Origin of the sequence: Bradyrhizobium jicamae (assembly GCF_001440395.1) — a bacterium.
GTDB classification, from domain to species: domain Bacteria; phylum Pseudomonadota; class Alphaproteobacteria; order Rhizobiales; family Xanthobacteraceae; genus Bradyrhizobium; species Bradyrhizobium jicamae.
On the sequence record NZ_LLXZ01000205.1, the window covers coordinates 67,180 to 94,178 of the forward strand.

The window sequence follows — 26,999 nt, forward strand, 5'->3', positions numbered from 1 at the left end:
CCGCTACACCCGCCGCATCAGCTTCAGCACCGCGGTCATGCGAAGGCTGCGCTTGCCGGCGAGCGCGGTTGCCTCCAGCAGCGCGCCTTCCGCGTCGCAGGATCCGGAAAAGCCGATGCCGACTTCATGGCCGCCGAAGATCGGGTTCTCGCCCATGGATGGTGTATGCTCCTGATTGAGGATCTGGCCCTTCCAGCGTCCGTTCTCCGACGTGTAGGTGCCGACATAGTAGAAGGACGCATCGCCGCCGAGGATACGGCCCTCGTTGAGCAGCATCACGCCGGTGAGACCGCCTTCGATGCCGTCAAGCAGGCGCACGTGGATGGAATAGAGACCGTTGACGATGCCTCCCGCGCCGACACCGCCGGCGATTGGAATGGCGTCCTGCTCAATCGGCGTCATCACCGACTGGAACGCCACGCCTGGCAGTTCCTTCAAGCCCCCTTCAAAGCGGTAGAGGTTTCCGTCCGCCCTGCCCTTGGCCAGCAGGGTGGCGTCGTCGGTACCGGCCATCGCGCGATAGTTCGGGTCCGGGTTGTGGCGCACCGTCTGGATCACGACGTCGACGCCATCGTCCTGCTTTTCGTAGGTGCCGATATGGGCAAAGGCCGAATTGCCGCCCAGCATCTTGCCGTCGCGCGCATACATCACGCTGCGGCCGACCGAAGCGCCAAGCTGAAACCTGACCTTGTAAAATCCCTCAAACAATGCCGTGTCCCCGGCAAACTCATGGCCTGTCTCTAGCGCGGTTCACAACCCAGGGGAACGGTCTTGAGCGGCCGGATTTAATTCAGCCCCGCCAGGACACCGGGTCATAAAAACGCAAAGATCCACCAAGGCGATCGCCTTGGCGGATCAGCTTTTGCCCCCCGGTGTCCCGGGACGTATCGTTAAGTCCTTAGGCTGCGGCCGCCTTGGCGCCGGTCGGGACTTCCGCGATGGTCTTCAGGATCTGCGAAGCGATCTGGTATGGGTCGCCCTGGGAGTTCGGGCGGCGGTCTTCCAGATAGCCCTTGTATCCGTTGTTGACGAAGGAGTGCGGAACGCGGATCGAGGCGCCGCGGTCAGCCACGCCGTAGCTGAACTTGTTCCAGGGCGCGGTCTCGTGCTTGCCGGTCAGGCGCTTGTCGTTATCAGGCCCGTAGACGGCAATGTGGTCCATGAGGTTCTTCTCGAACGCACCCATCAGCTTCTCGAAGTATTCCTTGCCGCCGACTTCGCGCATGTACTTGGTCGAGAAGTTGGCGTGCATGCCCGAGCCGTTCCAGTCGGTATCGCCGAGCGGCTTGCAGTGGAATTCGATGTCGATGCCGTAGGATTCGGTGAGGCGCAGCATCAGGTAGCGCGCGATCCACATCTGGTCGGCAGCGGTCTTGGAGCCTTTGCCGAAGATCTGGAATTCCCACTGGCCCTTTGCCACTTCGGCGTTGATGCCTTCGTGGTTGATGCCGGCGGCGAGGCAGAGGTTGAGGTGCTCTTCCACGATCTTGCGGGCGACGTCGCCGACGTTCTTGTAGCCGACGCCGGTGTAGTACGGGCCCTGCGGCGCCGGATAGCCATCCGACGGGAAGCCGAGCGGACGGCCGTCCTTGTAGAAGAAATATTCCTGCTCGAAGCCGAACCAGGCGCCTTCATCGTCGAGAATGGTCGCGCGCTTGTTCGAGGCGTGCGGGGTCTTGCCATCGGGCATCATGACTTCGCACATCACCAGCGCGCCGTTTTCACGCGCGGCATCCGGATAGACAGCGACCGGCTTCAGCACGCAATCGGAACTGTGGCCTTCGGCCTGCATGGTGGACGAACCGTCAAAACCCCACAGCGGAAGCTGTTCCAGCGTCGGGAACTTGTCGAATTCCTTGATCTGCGTTTTGCCGCGCAAACTCGGCGTCGGCGTATAGCCGTCGAGCCAAATATACTCGAGCTTGTACTTGGTCATTGAGCCTCTCTTGAGTTGCTTCTGTGAAATGCGGAAGACCGACGCTTGAAATCTGAGGTGTGACGCCCAGCCCCCGGAGGTCTTTCGCATACGTGTACCCGGCCACGTAGGCCACGTCTTACTAAGCATGGAACGTGCCAATCGCTGCAGTGCGGCAACGGTCATCCACAGGGCTTGCCGGTGGCGGCCTAAAATAAGAGCTGCGACATAGGAGCGCGGCAGGCCTGCAATTCACGCGGTTCAGGCCGCGGTCCGCAGCCCGAATCCAGCCCATTTCTCCGGCATTTCCGCTTGCCGACCGCCAAACGCTTAAAGGTGCGGCACCGTTTTGAAGTCCGCGCGCGGGCCGTCGGCCGACCCGAGCAACCATCCCGCCGGCCCGCGCGTTGATCACACCACGACTGCCTCGCAGGAAGCAGCGCCGAAACTGCCTACGAAATAGACAAAACCTGCCGTTCTATTGGTCACTTGCACCCGCCCGGAGCACCGACAATATCGACTACGTAACCACTCAAGAACGAGTCGAGCGCACCATGGAGGCTAGCGCGTCGACAGAAGGAGACTTGCAATGATGACTACGGGTTTGAATCAGGGGACCGCCAAGATCTACCAATTCCCAGCCGGGGGCCGGACGGCTCTCGGGGGACGTAGCTATGGCGAGACCAAAGCTGCGACCGAGTTTGCCGCTGCCCAGCCGGTCAACCTCGCTGACTGCTGCGATAGCTGGTACCACGCCGCGGCGATCCAGGACGCCAGCAACGAGCGGGATCACTGATGCCTGGGAGGTGTTTGGCAGGGACGCGCCCGGCAAACGAGGCGCGGACGGAGAACTAGAAAAGGGTCGGAACGAAAGCGTTTCGGCCCTTTTTCATGTCTGCTCGCATGTCGTGGTCTTCCGTTTGGCGTGCTTGAGCGTCGTAACTCCGGCCTTGGTGACCCGTAAGGTCACACCCTTCGCCTGGTAACGCGAGCCCGACAGGGCCCAACGTTTCGGCAGCGTCAGCGCCTTGCCGTCCAGTTGCAGATGGGCGCGCTTGTCGTACTGGAAAAATCCGACCATGAATTGCGATCCGTCGGCGCAACGATAGTTCCGGAAGCTGGACTGCGCCGTAGCCGGCGATGCCGCAACCGCAGCGAGGCCCAGCGCCGCGCCAAAAATCGTGATGTTCCGCCGATTCATGTTTCGCCCCCGTGAGAGTTCAGTATAGACGAGACGGCCCTGAACGACACCTGATCCGTCCCATATTCTCCGTTCGAACCCTGATGCATTGATGTCAGATTCCCCTGCCCGCCATCTCAACCTTTCCGGCGCCAGCAATTTCCGCGACCTCGGCGGCTATCCCGCCAGCGACGGCCGGACCGTGCGCTGGCGGCAGATTTTTCGCTCCAACCATCTCGGCCATCTCACCGATGGCGATGTCTCCGTCGTGCGGGAGCTCGGCGTCCGCAGCGCGTTCGACTTTCGCGGGACCGAGGAGCGCTCCGCCGCCCTGTGCGGCATGCCTGAAATCACCGTCCACTCGCTGCCGGTCGAGCCGACGGTGGTCGCGGCGCTGCGCGCGATCGTGGCCGCCGGCACACCGCTGTCGACCGATCACGCCGTTGAGGTGATGCGCGACTCCTACCGCAGCTACGTGCAGAAGAACACGCGGCACTACCGGGCGCTGTTTGCACATTTGCTGGAAGACCGTGCGCCGCTGGTGATCCATTGCACCGCCGGCAAGGACCGCACCGGCTTTGCCTGCGCGCTGATCCTGCATACGCTCGGCGTTTCCGAGGACATCATTTCGGAAGACTATCTGCTGACCAACCGCTTCTATCGACGGGATCCAAATCACAGCACCGACCTGCCTGACGACATCAGGCAGGTGCTCGGCTCGGTGCAAGCCTCGTTCCTCGCCGCCGCCTTCGAGGCCATCGACGCCGATTACGGTAATCTCGAGACCTATCTCCGCGATGGCCTCGGTCTCGGCAAAGCCGAACGCGCCCATCTCGAAGCGCGTTATCTGCAAGGCTGAATCTGCAAGGCTGACAACACAGAAAGAGAGCCCCGACGCTGCGCACGCCGGGGCTCCTCTCTCGGATCGCAGGCTGGGTACTTCCGCCAACCCGACAATCCTGAACTCGCGATACCGCTCCGCTGCTCCCGCAAGCCTTCAGGCAGAATACAGTGCCCTGGCGAGCGGCTGAATACCTCAGACGGGCTAACCCTCACACTCAGGCGGCGCAAGATGCGAAAATGCCTGCGGCATTCGCAACGACGCGCTGCCAACCATCATGACGCGCACGTTCAACAGCCAGCGCCTTACTGGTCATCTGGTGTCGCGAAGAGGATCAGCTACAACGCTAGAAACCACAACCCTAATCCGCCTTCGCCCGCCGCACCGACACGACCTGCGCGGTCGGCTTGCCGCCGCTCGTGCGGATGTTGACCAGCACCTTGTAGTCGTTGCTGGTTTCGCTCTTGGGCACATAGAGCATCGCGGTAAAGCGCAGGCGGCCGCGCGCATCGAGCGTCACCGGCTGATCCGTCCGCACGCGGAAGGCATTGCCCTTGCGGTTTCGCGGCGGCAGCCTTGCTGCGATGACGGGCTCGACCAGCGCACGCAGATCGAGTTTGGCCGCCGTCGCGCCATCAATCCGGTAATAGGCAAAGGAATCGCTTTCCCAACGGCTGTTCGCGACCTCGATGACGGATCGGCTGTCCGGCGACCAGGCGGCGATCAACTCGTAGCGGTTCGCCCGCATCGCGTCGGTCGCCCAATACTCGCCGCCAAGCTTGGCGAGCATCGCGCCGTCGCTGACGCGGATCAGCACGTTTTCGATGTTTTCGGGACTATCGCTGCCTGACGGCAGGCCCTGCGGGGTGCGCCAGGCGAACGCGTAATCCTTCGAGGGCGACATGGTATCGGCGACGACACGCATCGCCGCCTTGCCCTCGCCGCAGACGAGACCACCATGCTGATCGGCGACGCAGGCCTGGGCATGCGCGGCCGTCGCCTGCTGCACATGCAACGCGAGGAGAACGAGTGGAAAGACCAGAGCGCGACGCATACCGCGACCTTACTCCCTGCACACGGGCCGTAAAGCGGTCCGTGGCAGTTGCGGAAGGCCGCGCCTATCGGCTCAGGCCGCCGCTTCCATTTCCATTTCGGCGTCGAGATCGGCGATGACGTCCTCGAACGCCGAGATCGCCTGCTGGATCGCCGCGATCTGCATCAATTCCCAGCTCGAGACCGGACCGCTGCGATTTTGCAGCGCTACCACCAGGTCGCGCCGCTGCTCCTTAAGCTGAACAAGCGGTAAACCGTGATCCGGCAAACCCATGACAAATCCCCCTGCCTTCTTGTTGGAACCCGCTTGTAGCGAATGGAGTCTGCAAACGGCTTACAGAACTCCGGCAAATTTTATCGATTTCGTCCCATTCCGTAGTCTTACGTGGCGTCGGCGGCGTTCACCATCCTCTTGATTTGATTGAACAGCGCGTCTGTGACGTTCCGTGTTGCCCAGTCGCTCATGTGTAGTGCGAGGTCATCGGCCGGATCGACCAATTCCCGCATCGCGATGTGCCACCGCTCCATCAGAGCGTAGCGACGGAACACATCGACCCCGGCTACCTCAGCCAACTCGGATATGCGCTTCACCATCGCCTCGGAGAGCGGCTTCTTCTCGGGCGTCACCACGGCGGTCGCGTATTGCGAGTCCATCAGGATGACATCGATAGGGAGTTTGGACAGGCGATGCAGCCCCTCCACAATGGCGGCGAAGACTTTCTCGAATGCGAATTCCGGCACCGTGTTGCGAAAGACAGCGTTGGTGCCGACCTGCCAGATCACAAGCGCCGGCGCCTCGCCGATTACATCGGATTGCATGCGTGGCAGTTGGGTCGACGCTTCCTCGCCGCCGACTCCCCGGTTGATCACGTTGATCATCCGTTTGCCGAACGCGCTGGTCATCTCGGTGCCGAACTCGTTTCTCAGCATCAACTCAAGGTAGGCCGGAAAGGGCACGACCTGGCGCGTCCCCGCCGTCGACGAGGAACCAAAGGCAACGATTTTGGTGTTTCGCTGCTTCAGGCTTCGCGCCAGATTCGGAAGCGGGTATTTGAACCCGATGACTTCGTCAGGGAGATCGGCGACGGCGAAATTGTCAACCATTTGAAACCTCCGCTGTGTGATACCATCTCACGTTGCAGGGGTATCTCGCCGACAAAATCGCCGCATTGCAAATGAAAATATGCAGGCGCTAGTGTGCGCTTGCCGTTTCCCCCGCGTACGGAGGTCATCATGGACGGAAAAGTCATTGTGGTGACGGGGGCTCTCGGCGCGCTCGGCAGCGTCGTCGCCGACGAGGCACTGGCGCGCGGCGCCAGGATTGCGAGCGTCGATCACGCGCCGACGCAAGCTCCAGCTACCGCAGATCTGTTCGAGCTGGGCGGTGTCGATCTCACCGACGCGGCGCAAGCCAGAAAAGCCATCGACGCCGCGGCCAGGCATTTCGGCAAGCTCGACGCACTGATCAACATCGCCGGCGGCTTCGCCTTCGAGACGGTGGCTGATGGCGATCCCAGGACGTGGCAGCGGATGCATGCGCTCAACGTCATGACCGCGCTGAACGCATCGCGCGCGGCGATCCCGCATCTCGTCGCATCGGGCGCCGGGCGCATCGTCAATGTCGGCGCGATGGGCGCACTGCAGGCAGGCAGCGGCATGGGTGCCTACGCCGCCTCCAAGGCCGGCGTGCACCGGCTCACCGAGGCGCTCGCCGCCGAACTGAAAGGCAACATCACGGTCAACGCCGTGCTGCCGTCGATCATCGACACCGCAGCCAACCGCGCCAGCATGCCCAAGGCCGATTTCGCCAAATGGGTAACGCCGAAAGAATTGGCCGAGGTGATCCTGTTCCTCGCCAGCGACGCTGCAAGCGCGGTGACTGGGGCGCTGCTGCCGGTGAACGGGAGGGTCTAGCCCTCCACCTCCACCAGTTTCCGCAGCACCGCCTTGAAGCGGATGCTGCGCTTGCCGGCGAGCGCGGTGGCTTCGCCTTCCGCGCCATTGGCGTCGTAAGTGCCGGAAAAGCCGATGCCGACTTCATGGCCGCCGAATATCGGCCGCTCGCTCATGGACGGCGTGTGCTCGCGGTTGACGAGCTCGCCCTTCCATTTGCCGTTCGCCGCCGAATAGGCCCCGATATAGTCGAAGAACGCGTCACCGCCGCGGATGCGACCGTCACGCAGCATCATGACACCGGTGTTGCCGGCGTCGATGCCGTCAAGCATGCGGATGTGGATCGAATATAGTCCATTGCCGATCCCGTCAGGGCCGACCTCACCAGGCGGCGGCGCGTCGGTAACATCGATGGGAGTCAGAACGGTCGTGAAATGAACGCCGGGCAAGGCCGCGCTGCCGCCCTCGAAATGAATTTCCTCGCCGCGGGCTACGCCCGTGAAGTTCATCACGGCATGTTCGACTTCGAACATCGGCACATATTTGGGATCGTAATAGTGGCGCGACATCGTCACCTCGCAGGAGACGATGCCATCGGCCTCGGTGAAGCTGCCGACAAAGGAAGAGCCGGAATCGCCGCCATAGAGCCTGCCGCCCGCGGTCGCGAACATCACGCCCGAACCTTCCCCGCGCTCCGTCGTGAAACGGAATTTATACAGTCCTTTCAGCACGCCCCTGCTCGCTTCGTGTCCGGCAAATGTTTTTTGCCCCGCGAACACTCGATTCGCAGGTTCCATCAATTGCCGTATGGCCTTGTCCCCCGGGAGCCAGAATAGCCGCTGCGGTACAGCCCGATCAAACGCTTTGCCGGAATTCGGCTAGAGTCCGGACATTGAGTCGCGGCCAAACCCGCCGCCGGAGCAGATTTTGGAAACCGCGCTATACCTTCCCGTCAAACGCTTCCTCGAAAAGCTCGGCTTTACCGTCAAGGGCGAGGTCGGCGGCTGCGACCTGGTCGCGCTGAGCGGCGACGACCCGCCGATCGTGGTGATCGGTGAACTGAAGCTTTCCTTCAATCTGGAACTGATCCTGCAGGCGGTGGATCGCGCCGGCGCCGCCGACGAGGTCTGGCTCGCGGCCAAACTGTCCGCCCGCGGCAAGGGCCGGGAAAGCGACGCGCGCTATCGCAATCTCTGCCGCCGGCTTGGTTTCGGCATGCTCGCCGTCACCAGTACCGGCGATGTCGAGGTGATCGTGAAGCCGCCGACGTCGGCGCCTCGCCGCGACCCCAAAAAGCGCTCGCGGCTGATCGCGGAGCATCGGAAGCGCAAGGGCGATCCCGTCCTCGGCGGTTCGACGCGCGCGCCGATCATGACCGCCTACCGGCAGCAGGCGCTGGCCTGCGCCTCGGCGCTATCGAGCGGTCCGCAGCGCGTCCGGGACCTGCGCGCTCAGATTCCTGATGCCGGCAAAATCCTGCTGCATAATGTCTATGGCTGGTTCGATCGCGCCGAGCGCGGCATCTATGTGCTGACCGATGCGGGCCATGCCGCGCTGAAACGCTGGCCGCAACAGCCGCTGGACCTGACCGCGGCCGGCAATTCCGCGCCCTGACGGCATGAGCCGATCAAAATACCGATACCGTACGGCGCTACCGGATTTGAGGGGTTGTAGACGCATGGCTGTATTGCCACGCGAAATTCATATTGCAATGCAACATTAGGGCACATAGGTATCTCGGCAAGCAATGCGAGGCCCCTATGAGCGAAGACTGGAACACGAAATACGGCACACGACGCGTCCGACGGGATCCGCCGACGCTGGAAGAGGCAATCTTCGCTGCGGTGGGGATCACCGACGATCAGCAGCAGCAGGCGGAAATCGCCGCCGCGCTGATGGGTCTGCCCTATGAGGAAGTGCTGGCGGAAGTGAAGAAGACCGGCCGCGCGCTGGCGCGATCGGCGACCCGCGTGATCGCGGGCGAAGCGGGCGCACAGCGCTCCGTCGTGGTCGAGCGCCGCGTCATTAGGCGCTTCGGCAACGACAAGCGCACCGGCACCTGACAAGCCCAAACTTTCCCTGGAATTGTGTCCAGCGAATCGCCCTTTCGGCAATTCGCTGGATTTAACGTGCGTGCTGGCTTACGAGGCGCCCCACTCCGACGGTGCAGTGCCGGCCATCCGAAGCAGCATTCGCCAATAGGCGCGGTTGAAAGCCACCGCCGTACGCGCTGCATTCACCGTGCCCTCGACCCAGGACGTCGCGAGCTCGGCCTGATCATATTTCGTCAGATCGATGGTGCCGGTGGATTCGCCGTGGCGGAACACAAGCTGCGCGCCGAACTTGCCGGCAAGCGCCCGCATTGCGTCGTTCTGCGCACCGGTGGTGATCCGCAGGCTCTGGTAGCCCTTGGCCCGCGCCACCGCGATCAGCTTGCGGAACAGGATGCTGCCGACGCCGCGACGGCGCACCGACGCTTCGACGCTGAAGGCGATCTCGGGAAGCGAATCCGGTGACTGATCCGGCGGATGCAGTTCTGCCGCGCCCCGAACCACGCCGTCTTCGAAGAAGGCGATGATGACCGTGCCGTCATTGGCGCATTTCTCGGCGTAGCGTTCGATGAAGCTGTCGTCCATGAAGCCATGGAAACGGTCGCGGCGGCTGATGCGGTCGAGCCGCAGCAGGTGATCGCGCAAGAGCGGCAATTCTTCCTGCTGGCTGAGCGTGCGCACGCTGCTGTTGGCAAGCGCTGCCGCAATAAGGCTGAGGTACATAGTCCAAATCTCCTCTCAGAATAGCCCTTCGAGGAGGCGTCGAATCCCTAGACCACCAATATTGTGCGTCGCAGCATGAAATTCAAGGCCGGATTGCTCCGTATACTGCCTTAAATAACAGCAGTAATCGCAGCACCTTAGCGGCGGCACCATTAACCAATTGTTAAGATTCGCCGCCCGGCGCAGACTGGCACGGCGCCTGCTTATTTCCGAACAAACCAAGGCTGAAGCCAACACACCCGGATCGCTCGTGGAGGCCCGTTGTGGCTGTGGTGCTCGACACGCGTTCATGCCTCCCGGACCGCCGGCTTGCGGTGTGGCAGGACATCGTCTGCGACACCTTCGTGGGCCTCGACTGCAAATCGGACATGCGCGGCGCGTTCTGGGGCTCGGTGTCGCAATCGAAAATCGGACCCGCGGCGTTCACGCGGGTCGATTCCACCGCGCAGCGGGTATTCCGCACGCCGTCGCGCATTGCCCGCGCCAGCGAGGATTTCGTGCTGCTGGCGCTGGGCAATCACGGCGTGAACGGCGTCTTCCAGGACGGCCGCGAGGCGATCGTCTCCGCGGGACAATTCGTCATCTACGACACCACCCGCCCCTACGAGCTGCGCTTCGACGACAGCTTTTCGCAGACCATCCTGCAGATGCCGCGCAAGCTGCTGCAACAGCGCATCGGCTCGTTCGATGGTTTGACCGCGACGACGTTCGCCGGCGACCGTCCGCTCGAACAGCTGACCTATGATTTCACGCTCAATGTGAGCAAGACGATCGAACAAGTCGATCCCGCAGCCGCGAGCCGCCTGCTCGACCAGGCGCTGGACCTGCTGGCGATGACACTGGCCGACAGGCTGCATGCGCGCCTGTCGGATCAATCGGCCCACCGCTCGGCTCTCCTTTACCGGCTCAAGAACCATATCCTGACGCATCTTGCCGATCCCGAATTGTCGCTGCCGCGCACCGCAGCGGCGGTCGGAATCTCGCCGCGTTACGCCAGCGACCTGATGGCGGACGAACAGACCTCGTTCCGCGGCTACGTGCAGATGCAACGGCTCGAGCGGTGCAAGCGCGACCTTGCCGACCCCGCCTGTCAGGCCCGGCACATCGGCGAGATTGCCTTCGCATGGGGCTTTAACGACCTCGCCCATTTCAGCCGTATCTTCAGGCAGCGCTTCGGCGTCTCGCCGCGCGAATGGCGCGAACAGCCGGGCAGATAACGCCCCCCTCAGCCGTCCATTGCCAGTTACGACAAGTTTTCGTTCCGACGCGGACAAGCCGCGTGTACGGCCATGGCAGTAGGCTCGCCCCCAGCAAGTGTCGGTCACCAATGCGAAGAGGATGGGTGCGATGGGTCTGGTTCATCAGAAATACAAGGTGGCAGTGGTTCAGGCGGCGCCGGTTTTTCTCGATCTCGACGCCACCGTCGACAAGACCATTGCGCTGATCGAGGAAGCCTCCGCAAAAGGCGCCAGGCTGATCGCCTTTCCCGAAACCTTCATTCCCGGATATCCGTGGCAGATCTGGCTCGGCGCGCCGGCCTGGGCGATCGGCCGCGGCTTTGTGCAGCGCTATTTTGACAATTCGCTCGCGTTCAATAGCCCGCAGGCAGAGAAGATCCGCAACGCCGTGAAGCGCGCCAAGCTGACCGCCGTGCTCGGATTGTCCGAGCGCGACGGCGGCAGCCTCTATATCGCGCAATGGCTGATCGGTCCTGATGGCGAGACCATCGCCAAGCGCCGGAAACTGCGGCCGACCCATGCCGAACGCACCGTGTTCGGCGAAGGCGACGGCAGCGACCTCGCGGTTCACGATCGCGCCGATGTCGGCCGGCTCGGCGCGCTATGCTGCTGGGAGCACCTGCAGCCGCTGTCGAAATACGCGATGTATGCCCAGAACGAGCAGGTGCATGTCGGGGCATGGCCGAGCTTTTCGCTGTACGACCCGTTCGCGCATGCGCTCGGGCATGAGGTCAACAACGCCGCCAGCAAGGTCTATGCGGTCGAAGGCTCATGCTTCTTCCTGGGCCCCTGCGCGGTCGTCTCGCAGGCGATGATCGAAGAGCTCTGCGACTCCCCCGAGAAGCACGCCTTCCTGCACGCCGGCGGCGGCCACGCCGTGATCTACGGGCCGGACGGCAGCTCGCTTGCCGACAAGCTTCCGCCCGACCAGGAAGGCATTTTGTACGCCGACATCGATCTCGGCATGATCGGGGTGGCGAAGAACGCCGCCGATCCGGCCGGGCATTATTCGCGGCCCGATGTCACGCGGCTGCTGCTCAACACCACGCGCGCCAACCGCGTCGAGCATTTCTCGCTGCCCGTCGATGCCGAGGTCATGAGCGAAATCAGGCTGCAGGCCTGACGCAGTTATTCAGACAAGGAGCAGGCCGATGGAATCCGCGATCCCTGCACATCTGCAAACCGCACGAACGCGCCATCGCCGTGTCGGCGACGATTATGCGCCACCCTACCCGTCCTTCGTGGCGCGGCACAAACCGAGCGTCACGCGAGTGGTGATGGCCTATTTCGGCCTCCAGACCCGCGATACGCCATCGATCGCCGCCGAGCAGGCGCTGGATCGGCTTGCGTCAGGATTCACGGCAACCGATGGCCCGACGCATTGGGACCGCGCGCGCTACGTCGACGAGGCCGGTTTCACCAACGTCGTCACGGTCGCCTATTGGAATGATCGGCAGAAGTTCGATCGCTGGTTTCCACGTGCACGCGAGCGCTGGACCGGCGGCGAGCGCACCAGCGACGGGTTCGGCACCTTCATCGAGGCGCTTTATCCCTCCGTGGAAGGCTACGAGACGCTGTTCTCTTCCCTCGATAGGCCGGAAGGCGTCGCCGTGCTCGCCGACGGCATGAGCGGCGAGGTGTTGGAGCACGCCTACTGGGGCGGCATGCGCGATCGCATCCCGTTGTCGCAAACCAGCGAGATGGCACCGTCTGGCTCGGCCCGCGCCGTTCGTGACGGCGCGCGCGTCCGGATCATTCCGCATGACAATGTCTGCCTGATCCGCTCAGGCCAGGATTGGGGCGACACCGAAGCCGCCGAGCGCAAGATGTATCTCGGCGATGTCGAGCCGGTGCTGCGCGAGGGTATGGATTTCCTGCGCGACCAGGGACGCTCGATCGGCTGCTACGCTAACCGCTACATGACGGTTGTCGGCCCCGATGGCGCGGCGACCGAAAAATCCTACGGCATGAGCTGGTGGAAGAGCCTGTCGGCACTCGAACGCTGGGCTGAATCGCACCCGACCCATGTCAGGATTTTCGGCGCCGCCATGAAATATTTGTCGACGCTCGGGCCAGCCGCAAAGCTGCGGCTCTACCACGAGGTCACCGTCGCCCGCGCCGACGAGCAGCTTTTCGAATATGTAGAGTGTCACCCGCAAACCGGAATGCTGAACGCGGTGGAAGCGGCGTGATCGGCCGCAATCGCATTGGTGCTGCGCCTGCGACGCGATTGGCACAGGCGCAGCCGATCCTGCGCTATCGTTTTCCGACACCGACAGTCGTGGCTTGCAGCGCTTGCCCCACCGCGTCGCCGACGTTGAAGCCGGCCGGGTTCTGACGTTGCGGGAAGGCCTTGAACGAGTCCAGGTGCTGTTGCACGAATGCGGATGCTGGCACGACCGTCCATAATTTTTCGCCCGCGTAGAGCGGGTAGTATGGCGCCTCCATGTGCTGCTCGAATGGGTCCGACCGCAGATTCACCGGCCGCGGCACGGTCGGCGTGACGGCTTGCCCTGCGAACCAATCGTTCTTGGTCTGGAAGTGGATTTTCCAGTCGTTGACGCGAATGGCGTAGAGATTGGCCTCGCCGTAGTAGAAGAACTCGCGGCGAGCGGATTCCTTGCTCTGACCGGAGAGGTAGGGCAGCTGGTTATAGCCGTCGAGGTGCACTTTGTAGGTTTTGTCGCCGGCCTTGTACCCCGTGAGCAGCTTCTCCTTCACGTCAGGGACGCCAGCCGCGGCCATGATTGTCGGCACCACGTCCTCATTCGAGAAAATCCCGTTGAGCACTTGCCCTGCGGGAATCCTCCCAGGCCAGCGCATCACGAAGGGCACGCGGAATCCGCCCTCCCAGCCAAGCCCCTTCTCGCCGCGGAACGGGGTGGTCCCGCCATCCGGCCAGCTGAACTTCTCCGCGCCGTTGTCCGTTGTAAAGATGACAATGGTGTTGTCGGCGATCCCCAACTCGTCGAGTTTGGTCAGGAGTTCACCGACCACCCAGTCGAGCTCCGCCATCCCGTCGGTGTAGACGCCGTACTTGGTCTTGTCCCTCCAGCGGTCCGACAAACGCGTCCACACGTGCATGCGCGTCGTGTTGTGCCACAGGAAGAACGGTCTGTTGGCGGCTCGCGCCCGCCCCATGAAGTCGAACGAGTGTTGGAGCAGGTCGTTTTCGACTGTTTCCATCCGCTTGCGCGTCAAGGGGCCGCTGTCCTTGATGGTTTGCTTTCCCACGCGGCCGAAGCGCGGGTCGACGGTCGGGTCGTCCCTCTCTGTGGCTTTGGCCTCCAGCACGCCGCGTGGTGCGAATTTCTGCTGAAATACCGGGTTGTCCTTCGGGTAGTCCGCTTGTTCCGGTTCTTCCTCGGCATTGAGATGATAGAGATTGCCGTAGAACTCATCGAAGCCGTGAACCGTAGGCAGGAACTCGTTGCGGTCGCCCAGATGGTTCTTCCCGATTTGAGCCGTCATGTATCCCAGCGGCTTGAGCAATTCGGCAAGGGTGGGATCTTCGAAACTCAGCCCTTGCGGCGCACCGGGAAGTCCGACGGTAGTTAGACCCGTGCGCATTGGAAGCTGCCCGGTGATGAAGGCGGCGCGCCCGGCGGTGCAACTGGCCTGGCCGTAGGCGTCGGTGAGCAATACACCCTCGCGCGCAATGCGATCGATGTTGGGTGTGGCCCCTCCCATCATGCCACGGTGGTAGGCTCCGATGTTGAACACGCCTATGTCGTCGGCCATGATCGCCAAAACATTGGGGAGGCGTCCGGGCGCTTGCGCCGGAGCCGGTTGCTGGGCCTGCGCCGTCCGGACCGCAGCGCCGGCACTCAGCGCAGAAACGACCGCAAGCGCGGTGCCGCCGAGCAGGATACGGCGGCGATCCAGACCACGCGCTTTTGCACGCACCGGAGTCTGCTCTTTTTCGACGCTCATGCTTTCCTCCACGATTAGATTGCTTCGGAGAGCCCTGTTGCACGCGCGCGGCGAAATCGGCCGCACGGTTATCGTGCAGCAAAGCGAGGTTCTAGCGCAGTGACGCTGCGTGGTTCCGGGGCAAGATGCTTGATCTGCGTCAAGCCTTGGGTGTGATTTAGGGAATCGAACCCGAGCCGCCGCACTTCTGGGGTCACCAGCAGTCGTGCTTTAACCGATCAGAAGATTTCCACTCGGCCCCCGGAAGCAAACATCGCTTTTAGGAGTCTACGCCCTACAGCACCATCTGCGTCTGGGTCACCACCGCAACCAGCTTGCCGTCCTCGGTCTCCAGCCTCGTCTGCCAGACCTGGGTGCGGCGCCCGCGATGCACCGGTGTAGCGATGGCGATCACCGTTGAGCCTTCCTTGGCGCCGCCGATGAAATTGGTCTTGCTCTCGATCGTGGTGGTGCCCTTGGCGTCCGCGGGCAGGTTGATGACGGTTGCTGCGGCGCCGACCGAATCCGCGAACGCCATCACCGCGCCACCATGAATCGTATTCCGCAGCGTGCAGAGGTCCGGCCGCACCAGCATCTTCGCCACCACGCGGTCCATTCCAGCCTCCGTGAAGGTCACCCCCTTCAATTCCGCGAACGGCATCTTCATCGACTGGATCTTTTCGAGCGGCGTCATTCGTCCTCCGGGCTTTTCTTGGAAGTGATTTCCCGGACAGAATGGCGGCTGCCGGTAAATCAGGCAATGACCTCCGAGGTAATGGCTGCCGTGACATGAGGCCGGAAATTCGCCATATCAGGGCATGCGCCAGTTCCCGCCCCGCCGTATCGTCTGCCTGACCGAAGAGACCGTCGAGACGCTGTATCTTCTCGGCGAGCAGGACCGCATCGTCGGCGTCTCCGGCTATGCGGTACGGCCGCCGCAGGTCCGCCGTGAGAAGCCGCGGGTTGCCGCCTTCATCTCCGCGGACATTCCGAAGATTTTGGCGCTCGAGCCGGATCTGGTGCTGGCCTTCTCCGACCTGCAGGCGAACATCGTTGCCGATCTGGTGCGCGCAGGGATCGCCATCCACGTCTTCAACCAGCGCGACATCGCCGGCATCCTCGCGATGATCCGCACGCTCGGCGCCATCGTTGGCGCAGCGGAGCGCGCCGATCAACTCGCGCGCAACTTCGAAGGGCGCATCGCACGCATCGCCGCGACACCCCGTCCCTCGCCAAAACCAAAAGTCTATTTCGAGGAATGGGACGATCCCCTGATTTCCGGAATCGGCTGGGTGTCCGAGCTGATCGAAATCGCCGGCGGCGAGGACGCGCTGCCGAAGCTGCGGCTTCAGCAGGCCGCTAAGGACCGGATCATTTCACCAGACGTGGTGCGCGGCACCGCGCCCGACGTGATCCTCGCCTCCTGGTGCGGCAAGAAGGTCGTGCCCGATCGCATCCGCCAGCGTCCGGGCTGGAGCGATATCCCCGCCGTGCGCAGCAACCGCATTGTCGAGATCAAGTCGACGATCATCCTGCAGCCGGGACCGGCGGCGCTGACGGATGGGCTGGACGCGCTTGTGAAGGCGCTGTGGGGCTCGAGTCCAGTTTCGTAGGGTGGGCAAAGGCGCGCAAGCGCCGTGCCCACCATTTAACGCACGCCGCAAGTGACGGTGGGCACGCTTGGCTTTGCCCACCCTACGGCAGCTACAATTTCCTGCCTACACCCTCTCCACCCCGCACCACTCCGCGATGAACAGCGCGGTCGCTTTCGTCGACTTCCGCAGCGAGTCCAGTTCGACATATTCGTTGAAACCGTGCATCGCCGCGCCCTTGGCGCCGTAGCACAGGCTCGGGATGTTGTAGTTCAAGCCGTAGAACCGCGTGTCCGTCAGCGCGGTGAACGCGCGGTCGGGCACCACGCCGCCATAGACGGCACCAAACGCCTTTGCGAATGCGGCTTCCGGCTCAGCGGAATTCGTCAGTTCATATCCTTCCGACAAAAAGCCCGACCATTCCACCTGCGGCGGGTTGTTGGAGAGGAACCGGTGATCGCGCGCGGCCGCCGACACGCAGGCCAGAATCTCCTTCTGGCATTCGGCGATCGACCAACCCGGCAGCACCGCGATGCGACAATCGACATCGCACCACGCCGGCACGCTGGAAGCCCAGTCGCCGCCCTTGATGATGCCCGGATTGAAGTTGAGCGGATGGCTGACCGCCTTGAAATGGCGGTCCGCCTTGGCGCGCTCGTTCCAGTCGGCCTCGAGCTTCTGCAGCGCGTGGATCAGATGATAGGCCGCCATGATCGCGTTGGCGCCCGCGCCGGCCTCGAACACGTGCACCGGGAAGCCGCGCACCTTCAGGCGAAACCAGATCACCCCGACCTGCGAGCGCACCATGGTCTCGCCGGTCGGCTCCGGGATGAAACAGGCGTCCGCGCGGTAGCCGCGCTGCAGGGTCGAAAGCGCGCCGACGCCGGTGCTCTCTTCCTCGATCACGGACTGAAAATGGATGCGTGCTGTCGGCTTAAGCCCCGCGGCCTTGATCGCGTCCAGCGCATAGAGCGCGCCGATGGTGCCGGATTTCATGTCGCAAGCGCCGCGGCCGTACATCCTGCCGTCCTTGATGGTCGGCGAGAACGGCGGCGTCTCCCACATGTCGAGGGGACCTGCCGGCACGACATCGCAATGGCCCTGCAGGATCAGCGATTTGCCGGCATTGCTCGCGGGCCTGTAGGTGCCGACCACCGTGCGCGCCCTGGAGAAATCATGCTCGATCGGGCCGAAGCCGCGCAGGTCCTTCAGATCCTCGACGTCGATATGCCAGTCGTCGACCTCGTAGCCGCGCTGCCGCAGCAGGTCGGCGATCATGTCCTGGCACGGCCCCTCCGCGCCGCGGGTCGAGGGGATCGCAACGAAATCCCGTGTCGTCGCCAGTTGCGCGTCAAAGCCGGCGTCAACGGCGTCGAGGATTTTTTGTTGCGTATCGGTCGTCATGCGGCGGCTCCAGTCGCGAATTCGGGAGCGGCCACCCTACCCCGATCTCAGCCGCCGGCGTAATGCGCAAAATGCGCATCCCGCAATGCATCTTCGAGCAGGCGGCCTTCTGAATAGGCACCGAGCGACGCCGGGCGCTCGACTCCGTCGAGTAGTCGCGGACAGGGTTCCGGCCGCCCCAGCACCGTGCGCACCGGAATCCGTTCGGCATAGATGGGAAGTTCGTAGTCCTCATCGTCGTCGGCGACGCCCTTCGACCTGATCTTGGCGGACGCCTGCTCGATCTCCATCGCGATGACGGATGTCGCCTTGATCTCCTGAACCGTGCTTTGTCGCAGGCTCGCGGTACGCTCCGGAAAGAAGCGGTCCACCATGGCGACCAGCGCGCGCTCCTTCTCGATCGCGTCGGTGACGAGATAGGCGGTGCCGAACGCCATCACGGCGCGGTAATCTGCCGAATGGTTGAAGCCGCAGCGGGCCAGCACCAGGCTGTCGAGATGCGCAACCGTGAGGCAGACCCGCTCGCCGCCCGTCTGGTTGCGCAGCATGCGGCTGGCGCTGCTGCCGTGCCAATACAATTTGCTGCCCTCCCGCCAGAAGAAGGTCGGCGTGCAATAGGGCTGGCCGTCGATCACATAGGAGACGTGGCACAGCATCGACGCGTCGAGCAGGCGATGGACGGTGGCGTGGTCGTAGAAGCCGCGATCGTGACGCCGCTTCACCTGGTTTCGCGGCGATAGCGGATAAGCGTCGGTGGTCACGGCGTCGGTCACGGCAGTCCTCATCCCATTGAGTGCGGTCGTTGACAGTTGTACCGGCCAATTTGGTCTGCGATAGTGCCAATTACATGCGAAAAATTCCGACCAATTCTTCGCCGTCCCCCCGTAAGGCCGAGCTCGCGCTCGATCTCTCGGGTGCGCACGTGACGCCGGGCGCCTCGTCCCAGCATCGGCTCTATCAGGCGCTGTGCCACGCCATCACCGGCGGGATCGCAAAGCCCGGCGAGCCGCTGCCGCCGTCGCGCACGCTGGCCAAGCAGACCGGTTTTCGCCGCAACGCCGTCACATCGGCCTATGAGCGGCTGATCGCCGACGGTTTTGCGGTGGCGACCACAGGCTCCGGCACCTTCGTCGCCGCGCGCATCCCCGCCCCTGCCAGCGAGCCGCGCAAGACCAAGATCGCAATCGAGTCGCAGCAGCAGGGCCCGCTGGCACTCGGCTGCACAGATATTGACGAGCGGGCGCTGCAGCGCTTCCGGGCGTTTGCGGGCCGGCGCATGCGCGCCTTCGGCGCCGAGCACCTTCACTATGGCGACCCCCGCGGCAGCCATGAACTGCGCGCCGCCATTGCCGATCACCTGCTGTCGGCGCGCGGGCTGCGCTGCGATCCGGACCAGATCATGCTGACCTCGGGAACGCAGCATGGCTTACGGATCGTGCTCAGCGCGATCCTCAAGCCCGGCGATCAGATCTGGTGCGAGGATCCCGGCTATCCCGCCGCAAGACGAGCGATCGGGCATTGCGGCCTGCGTCCCGCCGCCGTGCCGGTCGACGCATCAGGCATGATCGTGGCTAAAGGCCGGGCCCTCGCGCCTTCAGCCGGCGCAGCCTACGTAACCCCGTCACACCAGTTCCCCCTGGGCGTGCAGATGTCGATGACAAGGCGGCTCGAACTGCTCGACTGGGCCAGGGATGCCGGCGCCTTCGTGATCGAGGACGATTACGACAGCGAGTTTCGCTACGACGGCGCGCCATTGCTGTCGCTCGCCGGCATCGATCACCTCTCGCGCGTCATCTACATGGGCACGTTTGCCAAGACCTTGTTTCCGGGATTGCGCATCGGCTATTGCGCGCTGCCCGAGCGGTTGGTCGGACCGGTGACGACGGCCCGCGCCGCGCTCGACCGCTTTCCCGGCACGCTGCTCGAAGGCGCGGTGGCGGACATGCTGAATTCCGGCGCCTTCGCCGCCAACCTGCGCAAGGTGCGCGGGATCTACCGCGAGGCACGCGACGTGCTGGCCTCGACGCTGTCAGCGGCATCGCAGGGACAGCTCTCGGTGCCGGTGCCCTCGCAGGGCCTGCACCTGGTCGCGCGGTTCGATCCCTCGACCGATCCGCTGGTTGCCGCCAAGGCAAAGGCGGAGGCCGGTGTCGCGGGCTGGCTGCTGGCGGAGACCTATTTTCGTGCCCGCCCGCTGCCGGGCTTTGTATTGGGATTTGCCGGCCACAAGCTACCGCAGCTAATTGCCTCGGCCGAGCGGCTGGCAAAGTCATCGCTGGCCGCGTTGCAGGCAGATCGCAAGGCCCGTGGAACCGGCGGCAGACGGAAGGCCACAAGCTGACTGCGCCGACCGGCGCTCTATCAGAATCGTCGCCGCGTCACTAAGCTCGATGCCTGAATCAACTTTTACGGCGGAAATACCGGATGCCCGGCAATCGCAACGTTCTCTATCTCATCATCGGCGTGTTGATCGTCGCCGTTGGCGTGCTCGGCTACAATCTCTATCAAGCCAAGCAGGAACCCGAGGGCCTGCAGATCAATGTCGGCCCCGATGGACTGAAGATCAAGACCAAGTGAGGAAGACCGATTTGACGCCGATGAAAGCCGCCGCCCTCGTTCTGCTGTTGCTCGCCACCCCTGCGCTCGCTCAAGCGGTCTCACGCGAGCAGGACATCGTCGACCTCAGACTCGGCCAGCGCGTCCTGGTCGATGACGGATCGTGCCCGGCGGGACAGATCAAGGAAGTCCAAGGTTCGCAGATGACGACGTCAGGCGTCGTGCGCACGCGCAAGTGCATTCAGCGGCTGGGGACCAAGAAGCGCTAGCGGCGCGCTGCGAGGCGCTAGAACATGCCGTTGGTGTTGGCGGCCTTCTCCGGCACTTCCTGGATGACGTCCCAGTGCTCGACGATCTTGCCGTTCTCGAGCCTGAAAATGTCGACGATGGCGCGGCCACGCGTGCCCTTCTCTCGCACGCTATGGACGTGGAGGATCACGTAGTCGCCATCAGCGAAAACCCGCTTGATCTCGCTGCGGGAGTCCGGAAATTTTTCCTTGAGGAAGCCGAGGAAGGTCTTGAACCCTTCGATGCCATCGGGCGCCGTCGGATTGTGCTGGATGTAATGCGGCCCGAAATACTTCGCGGCGGCGTCGAAATCCTTCCGGTTGAGTGCCGCATCGTAGAATTCGAGCACCGCCTTCTTGTTGGCTTCCTCGCTGGCCGGCTCGGCGGCTGAAGCCGGAGACACAACGAACGGCAATATGCCGATGAGGCCGATGATGATGGATCGCATGGTCTTCCCCTTGTGCTATCTGTTTCGATGTTGAGCTCGACTTACCAACTTCCGTATTTGGCGACGACCCCGCGCCACAGCGCATCGCGCTCGCGCGCGAGCGGCTCCTTCCCCACGCTGGCGTTCTTCGCCGCCGCGGTAATGACCATCACCAGCTTGAGTTCGGGATCGACGAAAATCGATTGCCCGTAGACGCCGAGCAGCGCGAACCGGCGCTTCTCGCCTGGAAACAGCCAGAACTGGTAGCCATAGCCGAAATACGGTGTCGCCTTGCGCGGTGCGAACGCCTCGGGCTGCTCGATGCCAGTCGGTGGCATCGAGCAGATAATCCTTCGGCACGATCCGTCTCTCGCCCAGGGCGCCGTCATTCGCCAGCAATATGCCAAGCCGCCCGTAGTCGCGCAGGACCGCATTGAAGCTCCCCGAGCCGACTTCGGTGCCGTCCTTGATCCTGACCCAGGTCGCATCGGCCTCCGCACCCATCGGCTGCCACAGTCGCGTCGTCAGATATTCGCTCACCGAGGTGCCGGTCACCGCGCGCAGCAGCAGCGTCAGCGCCACGGTCTGATTGGAGGCATAGTGAAAGCGGCTCCCCTGCTCGACCTCGCGCGTCGTGAAGGCGCGCAGCGCCGCGACCGAGTCCTGCGTCAGGCGAATCCTGTTGAACTTGGCCAGATCGTCCTTGCCGTCATAGCTTTCCTGGAACGGCACACCGGACGCCATCCGCAACATGTTGCGTATCGTCGTCTCGCCGTAGGGATTGCCGGCAAGCCCAGGCACGTATTTGGCGATGGTGTCGTCGAGCGTGGCGATCTTCTTTTCGGCCAGCGCCATCCCCACGGCAAGGCTGACAATGGACTTCGCCATAGAATGCGAAACGAGACGATGGTCCGCATTGCGATTATACTGATAGCGTTCAGTCAGCAGTTCGCCGTCCTTGATCAGCAGAAAGCCGGTGACGCGCTGACGGTTGAGAAAGTCGTCAAGCGTGTGGGTCTGCTGTTCGAACCGATACTCGACCTTCGGCTCAGTGGAGGTTTTCCGTAAGGGGAGCGGAGAAGCCGCCTTCTTCAGCGTGTAGTGCGGCAGGATGCTGTCGAGGTGGCTGAACGACCCGACCCGGACGCGCTCGTCATAGAACCAGTTGGCGGGCGAGCCGATCGGATAGCCGGCCGCCTTTCCCAACAGCTCCTCATCGGGCGCAGCAGCGGCCGGCATGCCCAGCACGACAAGTATCGCGCATGAGAGCAGGATACGTCCCGGCTGCATTGACAGGCCCCGCACAGATCATCGACCGGCCATTGCTTACAATGGCCGTTATCGGTGTGTCGAGACTGAGGGAATTGCAGGAGACTAAGTAACGCCGGCGTTACTGGTTCGGCGCCGGCTCGAACATGCATTGCAGCGTCGGCTTGGCGATCTTGGTGAAGGTTGGACCGATCTGGGCTTGCTTCGACGCCGGGACCCATGCGGTCTCGATCGTCGGCACTCCGGTCTCGCTGATGCCGCGCAGCAATGCTTCGCGCAAATCGGCATCTTCCACGGTCGCGGCGGCGTAATCATGCAGACAGCCGCAGACGCTTTCAGGGTGCGCCCAGCGTCCGACCATATGCGGCGCGCACGTCCGCACGAACTCGCCGCGCGGGTCGGGCACCTTGAAGAGCGAACGGAACGAAGTCTGCGGCGGCTGAAACTGGACCTGAGCTTGCGCCGCGCCGCCGAGAAGGAGGGACGTCAGAACTACGGCAGAAGAGATGCGTACCAACATGCAGGGCCTTTATCCGCGATCTCGTTGCAACGGATACGCCACACTTACTTGGCGGCCACAACCATCATCGGCTGGGCAGCCGCTGTCGCAACCGGCGAGCCGCTGTAGGCAAAAGTGCCGACGCCCGGCAGGGCCTGATCCGAGGAACCAGCCATCGAGGGGCTCGCCAGAACGAAGGCAAACGCGAGGATGAAGCTAAGGTTCCACATCTAAACTGTCTCCGGTTGTCGGTGGCCGCCGCCGCCGTCTCGTCGCCAATCTGATACAAGCGGGCCGTTTCCGGACCTCTGCGCCAAAAACGAAAAATGGTTTCGTGACACAGGAGAATTGTTTCGTCGCCGCCGCCGGACGAAACATTGGCGGAAAAAATCCAATGAATTCAGGCGGGGCGCCCTCGCCTCGGATGTTCCGGCTGAACGCCGCCAGCCGGCCAATCGGGCCGCTTTGGCCTTCGTCCAGTGGACGAGGACCGCCTCGTTAACAGGCTTTATCGGATGAACCGAAGCTTCGGTCCGGCCGACTCAACCGGACACCGTGCAACTTTGCGCGGGCTCGTGCGTTTCGACCCTTCCTCAACAAAGGACAGCAGTCGTGGGCCATCGCAACACCGATGTTGGCAATGACACCCCGACCCGCAAACCCGGCCAGCCGGTTGTTGGAAATTTGTCCGGGAGTAACTCGCGGATCGATCCTTCCCTCAAGCGCCAGGAAAAAGCCTCACAGCATCCCGCGGGCGTTTGTGGTGCGATGTCGCAGCAAGGCGGCGAGTTCCGCGGCAATGTCTCGGCGCCGCAGAAATTCGTGCATCTGGTCGGTTGCCGCGACCGCAAGGTCGCACCCGACCCGGAGGTCCGCCAATATCCCAATCCGCTCAAACGGTAAGGCCCTCATCCCGGATCCGGGATGGCATCGGACTTACTGGATGAATTCACCGCATTTCTGAACCGCGGCCTCCGTCGCCCCCCAGGGCATGATCGGCACCGAGGAGGTCGAATTTTTGGGTGAACCTTCGATCAGCCTGTCCGAATAAACCATGTAGACCAGCACGTTGCGCTTGGCATCGCAGCCGCGAACGATCTGCATCTTCTTGAAGAACAGCGAGCGGCGCTGGCGAAACATGTCGTCGCCCTGCTCCAGCTTGTGCTTGAACTTGACGGGGCCGATCTGGCGGCAGGCCAGCGAGATGTCCGAGACCTCCTCGGCAAGCCCGAGCCAGCCCTTGAAGCCGCCCTTTTCCGGCACCGTGAAGTGACAGGCCACCCCTTCGACTTCAGGGTCGTCGACGGCGTATGTCGCGAGCTTGTCGTTCGGGCTCAGCCATTTGAACACCGTCGAGCGGCGAAAAATCAGGTCGGGCTCATCAGCGGCCGACGCCGGGGACGCCTGCCACACTGTCAGCGCCAACACCACCAAGGCCAGAATTTCCCACTTCTTGTCACACTTAACGACGGCCTTGGATGTCATTGATATCTCCGCTGAAGGGCACGTCGCCTATGTAGTGCTGCAATGCCGAACAGGAAGACCGCTGGCGGGCCTGGAGGCCTTAGTAGCGCCGCACCGAAGGCGTCAGATTGACCCAAGCGCCGGTTAACGGAATGTGAGGCTTTTTTGCTACGATCAGGGCGAAAAGCGCTGAAATTAGAAGGCCTACGCTGGTGAACGCTTTTCGCCTCTGCGACAACAAACGGATTGGCAAGACGGTAGATTCGAGTAGCTAGATTTGAGGATTATGCGCGTGAGCGGGCATCGGTTTTTCAGTGCGAGTATTGCGAGCGCGACGATTGCGAAGCAGCGATTTTGGCAGATTGCGATGTTGACCGTGGCCGGCTCCGTTGCCACCGCTTCCCAGGCGGATGCTGCCACGATGTTCTACTGGCAGGATTCCGACCCCAGCTATTACCGGCCGATGCCGATCGTGCAGCCGCGCAAACCAAAGGCGCGCAAGCCGGCTGTCAAGACCGAGCCGGCGATCAAGGAAACCAACGCCAAGCCGCAGGGTCCACTGATCATCGCGGTCTCGATCGAGCAGCAGAAGGTCCGCGTCTATGACGCCAACGGGTTGTTCGCCGAAAGCCCGGTATCGACGGGCATGAAGGGTCATTCGACTCCGATGGGCGTGTTCAGCGTCATCCAGAAGCACAAGATGCACCGCTCCAATATCTACAGCGGCGCGCCGATGCCGTACATGCAGCGCATCACCTGGTCGGGCATTGCGCTGCATGCCGGCGTTCTGCCGGGCTACCCGGCGTCGCACGGATGCATCCGCATGCCGACGGCCTTTGCCGTGAAGATGTGGAACTGGACCCGGATGGGCGCGCGCGTAATCATCACGCCCGGCCAGATCACGCCGGCCAGTATCTCGCACCCCTTGCTGGCGGCGCAGAAGGTCGTGCCGCAGCCGCTGATTGCCGATGACCCCAAGCTCGATGCGCCCGCGATCAAGAGCGACAAGGGCGCGGACGCCGGCGGCGCGACCAAGCCGGCGAATGCCAGCCTGGCGAACTCGGAGCCGAACCTCGATCTCAGGTCGACGCTTGGACACACGGCCCCGTTGCGCGAGCAGACCCATACTGCGGATGCCAGCCGCGCGCTGGCGGCGAAGAACGCGGTCATGTCCGATGCAGCACCGTCTGCAGCCGAGGCTCCGCCGGTCAGCGATACGGCAAACGCGGAGTCCGCGAAGACCGAGGTTTCCGTAAGCGAGAGCGTCAAGGCCGAGGACAAGGCCAGCGAAGTGAATACCGAGACGCCTACGGCGGCGATTGCCAAAGAGGAGCCCGCCAAGGCGGCAGCGCCGAAGGTCGAGGAAACCAGGACTTCCGAATCCAAGGCTTCCGAATTGAAGGCTTCCGAATCCAAGGCCGTTGAATCCAACGCAACTGAATCGAAAGCCGCCGAAAAGCCGGCCGAGCCCGTCAAGGCGGTCACCGATGCACCGGCCATTGCACCTGACGCGAAGAAAGATCCGGCGCGTCTGCCAGGCGGTGCGGAAAAGGCTGCCAAGGTCGAAGCGCCCAGGCGCCCCGGCCAGATCGCCGTGTTGGTTAGCCGCAAGGACGCCAAGCTCTACGTCCGCGAGAGCTTCAAGCCGCAGTTCGACGTGCCGATAACGATCGCACCGGGCGACCGGCCGCTGGGCACGCATGTCTTCACTGCGGAAGCCGACAAGACCGATCCCAACCTGCTGCGCTGGTCGGTGGTCTCGCTGCCGGCGGTCCGCAACGCCATTCCTGTCACCGAGGACGAACGTCCTGCGCGGCGCAGGGTGGCCGGCGGTTCATCCGCCGAGGTGAAGCCGCTGCCGGCGCAGAACAGTCCGGCCGAGGCGCTGGACCGCATCACGATCCCGCAGGACGCGCTCGTTCGGATCGCGGAGGTGCTGACCACCGGCGGCTCGATCATCGTGTCCGATCACAGCATCAACCAGGGCGGTGAAACCGGCGAAGGCACCGATTTCATCGTTCCTCTGCGCGCGGTCCGGCCATAACGGCTTGTTGAGCGGCGACCGACCGGACGTTGCGCTATGCTTTGCGCTGTTGAACCACAGCCGAGGCGTTTCATGATTGACCGCAGGAGCGTGATATCAGCGGCGCTGGCCGCGATCGCAGCCGTCGGCACAACCAGGCAATCCCTGGCGCAGGCCGGCATGAGCCGGATCACGGCTTATGCATTTTCGTTTCCGGGCCTTTCCGGGGGCGACATCAAGCTTTCCGAATTTGCCGGCCGGCCGATCCTGATCGTCAACACGGCGTCGCTCTGCGGTTACACGCCGCAATATGGTGGCTTGCAGGAATTGTGGACCGAATTCGGCGGCCGCGGCCTGATGATCGTCGGCATCCCGTCCAACGATTTCGGCGGTCAGGAACCGGGCGGCGCGACCGAAATCACCGCGACCGCGCAGAACCACCGCGTCTCCTTCCCGATCGCCGCAAAGGCCGTCGTCAAGGGACCTGGCGCGCATCCATTCTACAAATGGGCGGCGGAGGCGCGGCCGAAGGATGTTCCACGCTGGAACTTCCATAAATACCTGATCGGCCGCGACGGCTACATCGCCGAGGTCTTCCCCGAATCCGTCGATCCCGTGGATACACGGGTGAAAACCGCCATCGCGCGGGCACTGGCCGCTTCCTGAGTTAA

32 protein-coding genes are annotated in these 26,999 nt (G+C 63.1%); 15 read left to right on the top strand and 17 right to left on the bottom strand.

What is annotated here, in order from left to right; all coding sequences use genetic code 11:
* Nucleotides 1-3 precede the first annotated feature (3 nt).
* Nucleotides 4-708, bottom strand: coding sequence for a GrlR family regulatory protein (locus tag CQ12_RS35605; protein ID WP_057839931.1), 705 nt, complete (start codon nt 706-708; stop codon nt 4-6).
* A gap of 190 nt (nt 709-898) precedes the next feature.
* A complete protein-coding gene (locus CQ12_RS35610) occupies nt 899-1,936 on the bottom strand; it encodes a glutamine synthetase beta-grasp domain-containing protein (protein ID WP_057839932.1) in 1,038 nt (345 codons plus the stop codon).
* Between the two features lie 568 nt (nt 1,937-2,504).
* Between CQ12_RS35610 and CQ12_RS35615 the strand changes: the two genes are divergently transcribed.
* Entirely contained in the window at nt 2,505-2,711 is a 207-nt protein-coding gene (locus tag CQ12_RS35615) for a DUF2735 domain-containing protein (protein ID WP_057839933.1), read from the top strand.
* A 93-nt stretch (nt 2,712-2,804) separates the two neighbouring features.
* Here the strand turns inward: CQ12_RS35615 and CQ12_RS35620 are convergent, their stop codons facing one another.
* Nucleotides 2,805-3,116 (bottom strand): MliC family protein, encoded by a 312-nt coding sequence (locus CQ12_RS35620; protein ID WP_057839934.1) that lies wholly within the window; start codon nt 3,114-3,116, stop codon nt 2,805-2,807.
* Nucleotides 3,117-3,207: 91 nt separating this feature from the next.
* Between CQ12_RS35620 and CQ12_RS35625 the strand changes: the two genes are divergently transcribed.
* Nucleotides 3,208-3,954: a tyrosine-protein phosphatase gene (locus CQ12_RS35625; protein WP_057839935.1), complete on the top strand. Its 747-nt coding sequence runs from the start codon at nt 3,208-3,210 to the stop codon at nt 3,952-3,954.
* A gap of 343 nt (nt 3,955-4,297) precedes the next feature.
* Here CQ12_RS35625 and CQ12_RS35630 read toward each other — a convergent pair whose 3' ends face one another.
* The 3 genes from CQ12_RS35630 to CQ12_RS35640 form a co-directional block, all read right to left on the bottom strand.
* Nucleotides 4,298-4,990, bottom strand: coding sequence for a hypothetical protein (locus tag CQ12_RS35630; protein WP_057839936.1), 693 nt, complete (start codon nt 4,988-4,990; stop codon nt 4,298-4,300).
* Between the two features lie 72 nt (nt 4,991-5,062).
* On the bottom strand, nt 5,063-5,263 hold the full coding sequence (locus CQ12_RS35635; protein ID WP_057839937.1) for a hypothetical protein: 201 nt from the start codon (nt 5,261-5,263) through the stop codon (nt 5,063-5,065).
* A 107-nt stretch (nt 5,264-5,370) separates the two neighbouring features.
* On the bottom strand, nt 5,371-6,093 hold the full coding sequence (locus CQ12_RS35640; protein WP_057839938.1) for an SGNH/GDSL hydrolase family protein: 723 nt from the start codon (nt 6,091-6,093) through the stop codon (nt 5,371-5,373).
* A 129-nt stretch (nt 6,094-6,222) separates the two neighbouring features.
* On the opposite strand from CQ12_RS35640, the gene CQ12_RS35645 reads away from it, so the two are divergent.
* Nucleotides 6,223-6,903 carry an SDR family oxidoreductase gene (locus CQ12_RS35645; RefSeq protein WP_057839939.1) on the top strand — a complete coding sequence of 227 codons (681 nt, stop codon included), beginning with the start codon at nt 6,223-6,225 and terminating at the stop codon, nt 6,901-6,903.
* On the opposite strand, the gene CQ12_RS35650 is transcribed toward CQ12_RS35645, so the two are convergent.
* Nucleotides 6,900-7,613, bottom strand: coding sequence for a GrlR family regulatory protein (locus tag CQ12_RS35650; protein ID WP_063799872.1), 714 nt, complete (start codon nt 7,611-7,613; stop codon nt 6,900-6,902). The genes CQ12_RS35645 and CQ12_RS35650 overlap by 4 nt on opposite strands.
* Nucleotides 7,614-7,809: 196 nt before the next feature.
* Here CQ12_RS35650 and CQ12_RS35655 point away from each other — a divergent pair, with 196 nt between their 5' ends.
* Nucleotides 7,810-8,496 carry a DUF2161 domain-containing phosphodiesterase gene (locus CQ12_RS35655; RefSeq protein ID WP_057839941.1) on the top strand — a complete coding sequence of 229 codons (687 nt, stop codon included), beginning with the start codon at nt 7,810-7,812 and terminating at the stop codon, nt 8,494-8,496.
* Between the two features lie 146 nt (nt 8,497-8,642).
* Complete coding sequence (locus tag CQ12_RS35660) at nt 8,643-8,945, top strand: hypothetical protein (protein WP_057839942.1); 303 nt, start codon at nt 8,643-8,645, stop codon at nt 8,943-8,945.
* A 78-nt stretch (nt 8,946-9,023) separates the two neighbouring features.
* Here CQ12_RS35660 and CQ12_RS35665 read toward each other — a convergent pair whose 3' ends face one another.
* Nucleotides 9,024-9,656, bottom strand: a complete 633-nt coding sequence (locus CQ12_RS35665; RefSeq protein WP_057839943.1) for a GNAT family N-acetyltransferase — start codon at nt 9,654-9,656, stop codon at nt 9,024-9,026.
* Between the two features lie 263 nt (nt 9,657-9,919).
* On the opposite strand from CQ12_RS35665, the gene CQ12_RS35670 reads away from it, so the two are divergent.
* The 3 genes from CQ12_RS35670 (at nt 9,920) to CQ12_RS35680 (ending at nt 13,086) form a co-directional block, all read left to right on the top strand.
* The gene (locus CQ12_RS35670) at nt 9,920-10,873 is read left to right on the top strand and encodes an AraC-like ligand-binding domain-containing protein (RefSeq protein WP_057839944.1); all 954 of its coding nucleotides are present in this window, start codon (nt 9,920-9,922) and stop codon (nt 10,871-10,873) included.
* Between the two features lie 130 nt (nt 10,874-11,003).
* A complete protein-coding gene (locus CQ12_RS35675; protein WP_057839945.1) occupies nt 11,004-12,017 on the top strand; it encodes a carbon-nitrogen hydrolase family protein in 1,014 nt (337 codons plus the stop codon).
* A gap of 28 nt (nt 12,018-12,045) precedes the next feature.
* Entirely contained in the window at nt 12,046-13,086 is a 1,041-nt protein-coding gene (locus tag CQ12_RS35680) for a phenylacetaldoxime dehydratase family protein (protein ID WP_057839946.1), read from the top strand.
* A gap of 64 nt (nt 13,087-13,150) precedes the next feature.
* Here CQ12_RS35680 and CQ12_RS35685 read toward each other — a convergent pair whose 3' ends face one another.
* Complete coding sequence (locus CQ12_RS35685; protein ID WP_057839947.1) at nt 13,151-14,827, bottom strand: arylsulfatase; 1,677 nt, start codon at nt 14,825-14,827, stop codon at nt 13,151-13,153.
* 274 nt (nt 14,828-15,101) lie between these two features.
* On the bottom strand, nt 15,102-15,500 hold the full coding sequence (locus CQ12_RS35690; RefSeq protein ID WP_057839948.1) for a PaaI family thioesterase: 399 nt from the start codon (nt 15,498-15,500) through the stop codon (nt 15,102-15,104).
* A 124-nt stretch (nt 15,501-15,624) separates the two neighbouring features.
* Here CQ12_RS35690 and CQ12_RS35695 point away from each other — a divergent pair, with 124 nt between their 5' ends.
* Nucleotides 15,625-16,419 carry a cobalamin-binding protein gene (locus CQ12_RS35695; protein WP_057839949.1) on the top strand — a complete coding sequence of 265 codons (795 nt, stop codon included), beginning with the start codon at nt 15,625-15,627 and terminating at the stop codon, nt 16,417-16,419.
* 105 nt (nt 16,420-16,524) lie between these two features.
* Here the strand turns inward: CQ12_RS35695 and CQ12_RS35700 are convergent, their stop codons facing one another.
* Together CQ12_RS35700 and CQ12_RS35705 are read right to left on the bottom strand one after the other, a co-directional pair.
* A complete protein-coding gene (locus CQ12_RS35700; RefSeq protein WP_057839950.1) occupies nt 16,525-17,802 on the bottom strand; it encodes an ArgE/DapE family deacylase in 1,278 nt (425 codons plus the stop codon).
* Between the two features lie 47 nt (nt 17,803-17,849).
* On the bottom strand, nt 17,850-18,587 hold the full coding sequence (locus tag CQ12_RS35705; RefSeq protein WP_057839951.1) for a pyridoxamine 5'-phosphate oxidase family protein: 738 nt from the start codon (nt 18,585-18,587) through the stop codon (nt 17,850-17,852).
* A gap of 62 nt (nt 18,588-18,649) precedes the next feature.
* Here CQ12_RS35705 and pdxR point away from each other — a divergent pair, with 62 nt between their 5' ends.
* The 3 genes from pdxR to CQ12_RS35715 all read left to right on the top strand — a co-directional run bounded on the left by pdxR (nt 18,650) and on the right by CQ12_RS35715 (nt 20,627).
* Nucleotides 18,650-20,143 (top strand): MocR-like pyridoxine biosynthesis transcription factor PdxR, encoded by a 1,494-nt coding sequence (gene pdxR, locus CQ12_RS35710; protein WP_057839952.1) that lies wholly within the window; start codon nt 18,650-18,652, stop codon nt 20,141-20,143.
* A gap of 83 nt (nt 20,144-20,226) precedes the next feature.
* A complete protein-coding gene (locus tag CQ12_RS45405; protein WP_187399375.1) occupies nt 20,227-20,379 on the top strand; it encodes a hypothetical protein in 153 nt (50 codons plus the stop codon).
* Nucleotides 20,380-20,399: 20 nt separating this feature from the next.
* Nucleotides 20,400-20,627, top strand: coding sequence for a DUF6719 family protein (locus tag CQ12_RS35715; protein ID WP_057840052.1), 228 nt, complete (start codon nt 20,400-20,402; stop codon nt 20,625-20,627).
* 17 nt (nt 20,628-20,644) lie between these two features.
* On the opposite strand, the gene CQ12_RS35720 is transcribed toward CQ12_RS35715, so the two are convergent.
* The 4 genes from CQ12_RS35720 to CQ12_RS45410 all read right to left on the bottom strand — a co-directional run bounded on the left by CQ12_RS35720 (nt 20,645) and on the right by CQ12_RS45410 (nt 23,071).
* Complete coding sequence (locus CQ12_RS35720) at nt 20,645-21,094, bottom strand: nuclear transport factor 2 family protein (protein WP_057839953.1); 450 nt, start codon at nt 21,092-21,094, stop codon at nt 20,645-20,647.
* A 15-nt stretch (nt 21,095-21,109) separates the two neighbouring features.
* A complete protein-coding gene (locus CQ12_RS35725) occupies nt 21,110-22,312 on the bottom strand; it encodes a serine hydrolase domain-containing protein (RefSeq protein ID WP_245310306.1) in 1,203 nt (400 codons plus the stop codon).
* A gap of 151 nt (nt 22,313-22,463) precedes the next feature.
* Nucleotides 22,464-22,862 (bottom strand): hypothetical protein, encoded by a 399-nt coding sequence (locus tag CQ12_RS35730; protein ID WP_057839955.1) that lies wholly within the window; start codon nt 22,860-22,862, stop codon nt 22,464-22,466.
* 44 nt (nt 22,863-22,906) lie between these two features.
* On the bottom strand, nt 22,907-23,071 hold the full coding sequence (locus CQ12_RS45410; protein WP_198164344.1) for a hypothetical protein: 165 nt from the start codon (nt 23,069-23,071) through the stop codon (nt 22,907-22,909).
* Between the two features lie 382 nt (nt 23,072-23,453).
* Here CQ12_RS45410 and CQ12_RS35735 point away from each other — a divergent pair, with 382 nt between their 5' ends.
* Nucleotides 23,454-23,744 carry a hypothetical protein gene (locus CQ12_RS35735; RefSeq protein WP_057839956.1) on the top strand — a complete coding sequence of 97 codons (291 nt, stop codon included), beginning with the start codon at nt 23,454-23,456 and terminating at the stop codon, nt 23,742-23,744.
* Between the two features lie 33 nt (nt 23,745-23,777).
* Here CQ12_RS35735 and CQ12_RS35740 read toward each other — a convergent pair whose 3' ends face one another.
* The gene (locus CQ12_RS35740; protein ID WP_057839957.1) at nt 23,778-24,326 is read right to left on the bottom strand and encodes a CreA family protein; all 549 of its coding nucleotides are present in this window, start codon (nt 24,324-24,326) and stop codon (nt 23,778-23,780) included.
* 346 nt (nt 24,327-24,672) lie between these two features.
* On the opposite strand from CQ12_RS35740, the gene CQ12_RS35745 reads away from it, so the two are divergent.
* Nucleotides 24,673-26,349 carry a L,D-transpeptidase family protein gene (locus CQ12_RS35745; RefSeq protein ID WP_057840053.1) on the top strand — a complete coding sequence of 559 codons (1,677 nt, stop codon included), beginning with the start codon at nt 24,673-24,675 and terminating at the stop codon, nt 26,347-26,349.
* 72 nt (nt 26,350-26,421) lie between these two features.
* Nucleotides 26,422-26,994, top strand: a complete 573-nt coding sequence (locus CQ12_RS35750; RefSeq protein WP_057839958.1) for a glutathione peroxidase — start codon at nt 26,422-26,424, stop codon at nt 26,992-26,994.
* Nucleotides 26,995-26,999 lie beyond the last annotated feature (5 nt).